This window comes from Romboutsia sp. Marseille-P6047 (genome assembly GCF_900604535.1).
Lineage (GTDB): Bacteria > Bacillota > Clostridia > Peptostreptococcales > Peptostreptococcaceae > Romboutsia_E.
The window spans coordinates 91,128-97,294 of the sequence record NZ_UWOT01000010.1 but is presented as its reverse complement, the minus strand read 5'-3'; the positions used below and the strand labels follow the sequence as shown (position 1 = coordinate 97,294).

The following is a 6,167-nucleotide window of genomic DNA, read 5'->3' as shown; positions in this document are numbered from 1 at the left end:
GAATTTTAGGTATAGATAAAAAAAACAAAGAAATTAAAGAGTTACATAATATAACTTGTAATAATTGTGATAATTTAAGTGTAATGAAATTAATAAAAAATTACACTTATTTTCATATATTTTTCATACCTATTTTTAAATGGAATGAAAGTTATTATTTAATGTGTAAAAACTGTGATTCTATATATAGTATATCTAATGAAAAGGGAAATGCTATAGAAAAAGGATTGGATTCAAACCTAACTTATTGGGACTTGAATGAAATTAAAACTGATAATAGATGTAAGAATTGTGGAAATAAAATAGATAATGATTACAGATACTGCCCTTATTGTGGAGAACAAATATAAATATATTGGTTATAGGAGCTACTTTGATTTTTTAGTAGCTCCTATTTTTATAAAAAATAAAATATATATTGCATTATCAAAATGATAATAATATAATGAAAGTGTAATTATCATTTTGATAATAAATAAGGGGGATATAATTATGGTATATGAAGATGTTCTAAATTTAATAGGTAATACACCTATAATTAGATTAAATAAATTAGGCTTTCCTAATGTTTATGTAAAATTAGAAAAATATAACTTAGGAGGGAGTATAAAAGATAGAGCCGTATATGGAATGATAAAAGGAGCAGAGGAAAGAAAAGCATTAAATAAAGGTGATGTATTAGTAGAAGCTACTAGTGGAAATACGGGCATAGCTCTTGCAATGATAGGTAAATTAAAAGGATATAATGTAATAATAGTAATGCCAGAAACAATGAGTATAGAACGAAGACAATTAGTTAAGGCCTATGGTGCGCAACTAATATTAACAGAAGGCTCAAAAGGAATGAATGGAGCGGTGGAGAAGGCCAATGAACTTTTAAATTCAAATCAAAACTACAAGAGTTTAGAGCAGTTTGATAATTGTGATAATCCAAAAAGTCATTATCAAACTACAGCTGTAGAAATATATGAAGATATTCCAGATATAGACATATTTACTTGTGGAATAGGAACTGGGGGAACTCTTACAGGTGTAGGTAAATACCTAAAAGAAAAAGACTCAAATATAAAGGTAATTGGGGTAGAGCCAAAAAGTTCTCCTCTTATAAGCGAAGGTAAATCTGGCGCACATAAAATACAAGGTATAGGAGCAAACTTCATTCCTAAAAATTTTGATAGAAACATATGTGATGAAATTTTAACTGTAAAAGATGAAGATGCATTTGAAATGATTAGAGTTTTAGGAGAAAAAGAAGGTATACTAGTGGGAATATCCTCAGGAGCAAATATATTTGCTGCAATTGAGTTATCAAAAAAATTTAAAGATAAAAAAATAGTTACAGTAGCACCAGATGGAATAGATAAATATATGTCTATGGGAATATTTTAATTCTAAAAGAGAGGTTGATAAAAAGTGTTTTATCATATAAAAAAAGATCTAGAGTATATAATACTTCATGATCCAGCTGCTAAAAGTAAATTAGAAATATTTTTGCTATATCCTTCAGTTCATGCAATGATAATGTATAGAATTTCAAACTATTTATATAAGAAAAAAAGATTTTTCATTTCAAGGTTCATATCTCAATTATCCAGACATATGACTGGAATAGAGATACATCCAGGAGCAACTATAGGTGATGGAATTCTAATAGATCATGGTATGGGAGTTGTTATAGGAGAAGCAACGGTAATTGGAGATAGAGTTACTATATATCAAGGTGTAACCTTAGGTGCAACTGGAAATGAAAAAGAATGGAAGAGACATCCAAATATAGGGAATGATGTTATTATTGGGTCTGGAGCAAAAGTACTAGGACCTATAAATATAGGTAATAATGTTAAAGTTGGGGCTAACTCAGTAGTATTAAAGGATGTGCCTAATAATTGTACTGTAGTAGGAATACCAGCTAAGATAATACAATCTAAAGAGTTAGAGCATTTAATAGCAATTGATTGTTAGTAATAAAAAATACCTAAAGTTTTTATTTAGGTATTTTTTTTTTGCTTATGGAAATAATAAATTTTGTAAAATATAAATAGGAGGAATTGTATATGAAAGCAAAAGTAGATCAAGATACTTGTATAGGGTGTGGAGTTTGCCCATCAGTTTGCCCAGAAGTTTTTGAAATGAAAGATGATGGAAAATCTCATGTTATAGCAGATCCAGTTCCTGGAGATTGTGAAGATTCTGCTAAAGAAGCAGCTGAAAGTTGTCCAGTGGATGCAATAACAGTTGATTAATTTAGAAATAGATAAAAAAAGACATAGCAAGTTGTTATGTCTTTTTTTATCTATTTCTTGTATTATAAAAAGTATTAGAGTATATTATCATTAGAAAATTATTAAATTAGGAGAAAGAATATGTATTTTACTTATATAATTAGGTGTAAAGATAATTCTTTATATACAGGATACACTAGTGATATAAAAAGAAGAATGAAAGAGCATGAAAAAGGTATAAATTCAAAGTATACGAGATCAAAAGGTTTTGAAAAGTTAGAGGTTTATTTTGAAAGTGATACAAAAAGTAAGGCAATGAAATTAGAAAATTATATAAAAAAATTAACAAGAAAGAAAAAACTACTAATCATAGAAAATCCTATATCATTATTCCAAGAATTAGAAAATCATAAAGAATATCGGCTAGGGAAAATGTATAATATTAAATGAGAATATAAAAAAATAGGTAAACATTTTAAATATTTACCTATTTTTAATTTTAAATCTTATTTATTTCTTATAAGGAACTTTTTTAGGTTTTACAGTTTTATTTTGAGGTGTCAAAACTACACCAGTTGGTCCAGTCGGACCAGTTGGCCCCATTGGTCCAGTCGGACCTTGAGGCCCCATAGGACCAGTAGCACCTTGAGAACCTATACCTTGAGAGCCAGCAGGACCTTGAGGACCTATAGGACCGGTAGCGCCTTGAGAACCAGCAGGACCTTGAGGACCCATAGGGCCGGTAGCACCTTGAGAACCAGCAGGACCTTGAAGACCCATAGGACCAGTAGAACCTTTAGGACCAGCAGGACCTTGAAGACCCATAGGACCAGTAGCACCTTGAGAACCAGCAGGACCTTGAGGACCAGTAGAACCTTTAGGACCAGCAGGACCTTGAGGCCCCATAGGACCAGTAGAACCTTTAGGGCCAGCAGGACCTTGAGGACCCATAGGACCTTGAATACCTACACTACCGGTATTGCATAATGGATTTATATAAATTTCTTTTCCTAAATCTACATATTGTATTGTACTTAGTTTTATATAGATAGGTCCCTTACCAGAAGATGTTTTTCCCATAACAACACATTGATTAACTTGGCAAATTCTTAATCTAAGAATACAATCACTATTTTCTAGTTTTAAACCAACAACTTTACCAATAGAGCAACGCAAAATATTAAATACTTGAAAATCTTCACAGTTAGCAGGAATTACAAACATTGGGCAAAATGAAGATTTTGTCTTACCAGAGCAATAAACTTTTTTATTTTTATAACTCTTCTCTCCCTTTAATTCCTTACATGAAGATATGTTAGAACATTTGCATTCGCATGAATTATTTTTATTTATACAATTTCTATTCATAATATAACACTCCATGTTAATTTTTTAGTAGTATTTTTTAATACCTACGTACTATATTTATATGATAAAAAGTAAAATGGGACAATGTATATTGGTTTTTTACACTCTATACAAATAAGGGATATAAAAAAGGAGGAAAAGATAAAATAATGTAGTATTTATAATAAAAGAATTTTGGAGGTCATTTTTATGAATGAATCTATAAAAAATATTGAAGGGATAAATAATAAAGAGTATAAAGAATTAATTAAAGAATATGTTGATATTATAGAACGAAGAGATAATTTAATGTTAAAAAAGCAAATGTATTTAGATGCTAAACATATAATAGCATCTTATGATTTAATGAAAGAAGAGTTATCTATAAAAATGAGAATAAAAAAATTAAATATAGAAAGAAATATGATTAAATCTAGTATTAAGTTACAAAAACCTTTAGATAAAGAGAAAATTGATTACTTAATAAACAAAGAAATAGCGCCTTTAGAAGAATATCTTGAAGGTATAGATAACTTAGCTGATGATGCTAAATACTGTATATATAGATATGAAGAATACAATAATTATAATCATGAAGTTTCAGACTTATATAAAAAATTAATCTTAAGGATAAGTCCAGTATTTAATTACATGAATTCTAATAAAGAAAAGCTATGGAGGAAAATAGAATTATCTTATATATATAACGATTTAAATAAAATTAAAAATTATATCTAATATTATTGAAGATAATCATAAGATAAGTAAAAATTATACTAAAGAAGAACTATATGAAAATATAAAAGATTTAAATAATGAGATAAATTCAATGAAAGAAATTTATCCTTTTAATGTAGAAGAATATATAAATGATAAGTCTTATATGAATAAATATAGAAATGAAATAATAAATAGAATTATAGAATTGAAAGAGGGATGAAAAATGTTAAAAATAGAATTAAATATATTAAAGAGTAAGGTTTGAATAGAATAACCTATTATTAATGAAAAAATTAATAATAGGTTATTTTTAGTTAAAACCATATAAACTATAATATGTTAAAAGTAAGTTTACCATTTTACTATAATTTTCTGTACCTTCTTTTATACCATTAGACTTTAAATAAGAATTATTAATATTATCAGATATTTCATTTATTTTACCACTATATTTGGACCAAAACTTACTATTATATTTAATATCATTAATAACTTCATTTGATAGATTCTGATTTAGTTTTGTATAAGCATTAAAGTCGATATTTTTTAGGGTTAAAGCAGTATATGATAGAGCTAGCCTATAGCCTGAGTATACAAAATCTTTATCAGGATGGTTTATGGCACTTAAATAAGCTATAAAATTAGCTTCATCTTCACTTGCATATCCTCTTTGATGAGCCATTTCATGTAGTATTGTAGATGGAAGAGAAGTATGAGGTATAGCTATATTAACATTTGATTCTCCTGTAAATGGAAAGTATATACCTGTAATACCTGTATAGCACATAAGTTTTGAAGATAAAATATATTTAGGATTACTGTACTTTCCATCTAAATTAGGAATTATATGAGATATGGCATCAAAACCTAAATGAGCTCTGTTAATAGTATTTTTATAGTTTACTATATTATTTTTATCATTTACAGCTAAGTTTTTTGCTTTCATTAGTTTTTCTATTAAAATTCATATAGTTTCTTTAAATCTGATATATCATGATTTATCCTTGTTAAGGAGGTATTATTATTGATATTATATTGTCTTATTAAAATAGATTCTAAAGGTAATTTATTATAATTTAATCCCCATAAAATTATAAATAAAAATATGTAATGGAGATTAGTGATAGTATATTAAATATAGATGATTTAATAAATCTTATAAGCTTAGATCTATGATTTATAATAAGATGTAATGTATAAATAAAGAATATTATTATAGACATAATAATTACATACACTATAACTTCATAAATGGAAAATGGGAAAATACCACTTAAATTGCTTAAAACTTGAACTATAATTTTATTGAAACATTGTGTATAGTATTTTTCTATGAATAATGGATTTTTTGAAGCTACATAGTTAAGTAAAATAGAAATTGGAAAAAGTAAAAAAATAAAGACTTTATTTCTTTTTTTCATATATCTATCTCCTAAATTTATTATATAATACATTATAATTGAAATACAAAAGGAATAGAATTTTTATATGTTAAACTTTATAATAAGTTAATAATAGGTTATAATAAATAAAAGGATATTTAAGGAAGGTAATTTATGAAAGAAATTAGTATAAAAGTTAAGTAGGGATAATTTTAATTTTAGATTTAAACAATATGAAGGAATGTACTTTCATTGTACTATAAATGAAGGCAATGAAGTTATACGATATAAAATAACTAAAGATAAAGGTGGAGTAGAGCTTAAAGAATTTGGAAATACACATATAAAAGAAAATAATATGCTATATATACCTCAAATAGAAGCATATATAGATTTGAAAAGTATAAAGTAATAAAAATAGATGTTCTAATTAAATTTAGACATCTATTTTTATTACTTATATAAGTTGAATTATAAATATATGTATTTGGCAAAT

General features: G+C 26.4%; 10 protein-coding genes. 7 read left to right on the top strand and 3 right to left on the bottom strand.

Annotated features, from left to right (window positions below):
• From EIH23_RS11305 to EIH23_RS11285, 5 genes are all read left to right on the top strand, one after another.
• The coding region (locus EIH23_RS11305; protein WP_164489059.1) for a zinc ribbon domain-containing protein at positions 1-350 on the top strand (350 nt) is incomplete at its 5' end.
• 142 nt (positions 351-492) lie between these two features.
• Entirely contained in the window at positions 493-1,389 is an 897-nt protein-coding gene (gene cysK, locus EIH23_RS11300) for a cysteine synthase A (protein WP_122640396.1), read from the top strand.
• Positions 1,390-1,413: 24 nt separating this feature from the next.
• Positions 1,414-1,962, top strand: a complete 549-nt coding sequence (gene epsC, locus EIH23_RS11295) for a serine O-acetyltransferase EpsC (protein WP_122640395.1) — start codon at positions 1,414-1,416, stop codon at positions 1,960-1,962.
• A gap of 92 nt (positions 1,963-2,054) precedes the next feature.
• A complete protein-coding gene (locus EIH23_RS11290; protein ID WP_122640394.1) occupies positions 2,055-2,243 on the top strand; it encodes a ferredoxin in 189 nt (62 codons plus the stop codon).
• A gap of 120 nt (positions 2,244-2,363) precedes the next feature.
• Positions 2,364-2,672, top strand: a complete 309-nt coding sequence (locus EIH23_RS11285) for a GIY-YIG nuclease family protein (RefSeq protein ID WP_122640393.1) — start codon at positions 2,364-2,366, stop codon at positions 2,670-2,672.
• Positions 2,673-2,732: 60 nt separating this feature from the next.
• On the opposite strand, the gene EIH23_RS16975 is transcribed toward EIH23_RS11285, so the two are convergent.
• The gene (locus EIH23_RS16975) at positions 2,733-3,590 is read right to left on the bottom strand and encodes a hypothetical protein (RefSeq protein ID WP_330566256.1); all 858 of its coding nucleotides are present in this window, start codon (positions 3,588-3,590) and stop codon (positions 2,733-2,735) included.
• Between the two features lie 189 nt (positions 3,591-3,779).
• Here EIH23_RS16975 and EIH23_RS11275 point away from each other — a divergent pair, with 189 nt between their 5' ends.
• Positions 3,780-4,307 carry a hypothetical protein gene (locus EIH23_RS11275; protein ID WP_122640392.1) on the top strand — a complete coding sequence of 176 codons (528 nt, stop codon included), beginning with the start codon at positions 3,780-3,782 and terminating at the stop codon, positions 4,305-4,307.
• 292 nt (positions 4,308-4,599) lie between these two features.
• Here EIH23_RS11275 and EIH23_RS16760 read toward each other — a convergent pair whose 3' ends face one another.
• Both EIH23_RS16760 and EIH23_RS17130 read right to left on the bottom strand, forming a co-directional pair.
• Positions 4,600-5,235, bottom strand: coding sequence for a DUF3810 domain-containing protein (locus tag EIH23_RS16760; RefSeq protein ID WP_279265903.1), 636 nt, complete (start codon positions 5,233-5,235; stop codon positions 4,600-4,602).
• A gap of 145 nt (positions 5,236-5,380) precedes the next feature.
• Positions 5,381-5,710, bottom strand: a complete 330-nt coding sequence (locus EIH23_RS17130) for a DUF3810 family protein (protein WP_279265902.1) — start codon at positions 5,708-5,710, stop codon at positions 5,381-5,383.
• A 202-nt stretch (positions 5,711-5,912) separates the two neighbouring features.
• Between EIH23_RS17130 and EIH23_RS16365 the strand changes: the two genes are divergently transcribed.
• Positions 5,913-6,083: a hypothetical protein gene (locus EIH23_RS16365; protein WP_164489058.1), complete on the top strand. Its 171-nt coding sequence runs from the start codon at positions 5,913-5,915 to the stop codon at positions 6,081-6,083.
• Positions 6,084-6,167: the final 84 nt, after the last annotated feature.

Bases quoted from the DNA above. Each gene is read 5' to 3' on its own strand.
- EIH23_RS16975 (WP_330566256.1), bottom strand. From the start codon at position 3,590: ATGAATAGAAATTGTATAAATAAAAATAATTCATGCGAATGCAAATGT.
- EIH23_RS16365 (WP_164489058.1), top strand. From the start codon at position 5,913: ATGTACTTTCATTGTACTATAAATGAAGGCAATGAAGTTATACGATAT.
- EIH23_RS11285 (WP_122640393.1), top strand. From the start codon at position 2,364: ATGTATTTTACTTATATAATTAGGTGTAAAGATAATTCTTTATATACA.
- EIH23_RS16760 (WP_279265903.1), bottom strand. From the start codon at position 5,235: ATGAAAGCAAAAAACTTAGCTGTAAATGATAAAAATAATATAGTAAAC.
- EIH23_RS11275 (WP_122640392.1), top strand. From the start codon at position 3,780: ATGAATGAATCTATAAAAAATATTGAAGGGATAAATAATAAAGAGTAT.
- EIH23_RS11290 (WP_122640394.1), top strand. From the start codon at position 2,055: ATGAAAGCAAAAGTAGATCAAGATACTTGTATAGGGTGTGGAGTTTGC.
- EIH23_RS17130 (WP_279265902.1), bottom strand. From the start codon at position 5,710: ATGAAAAAAAGAAATAAAGTCTTTATTTTTTTACTTTTTCCAATTTCT.
- cysK (WP_122640396.1), top strand. From the start codon at position 493: ATGGTATATGAAGATGTTCTAAATTTAATAGGTAATACACCTATAATT.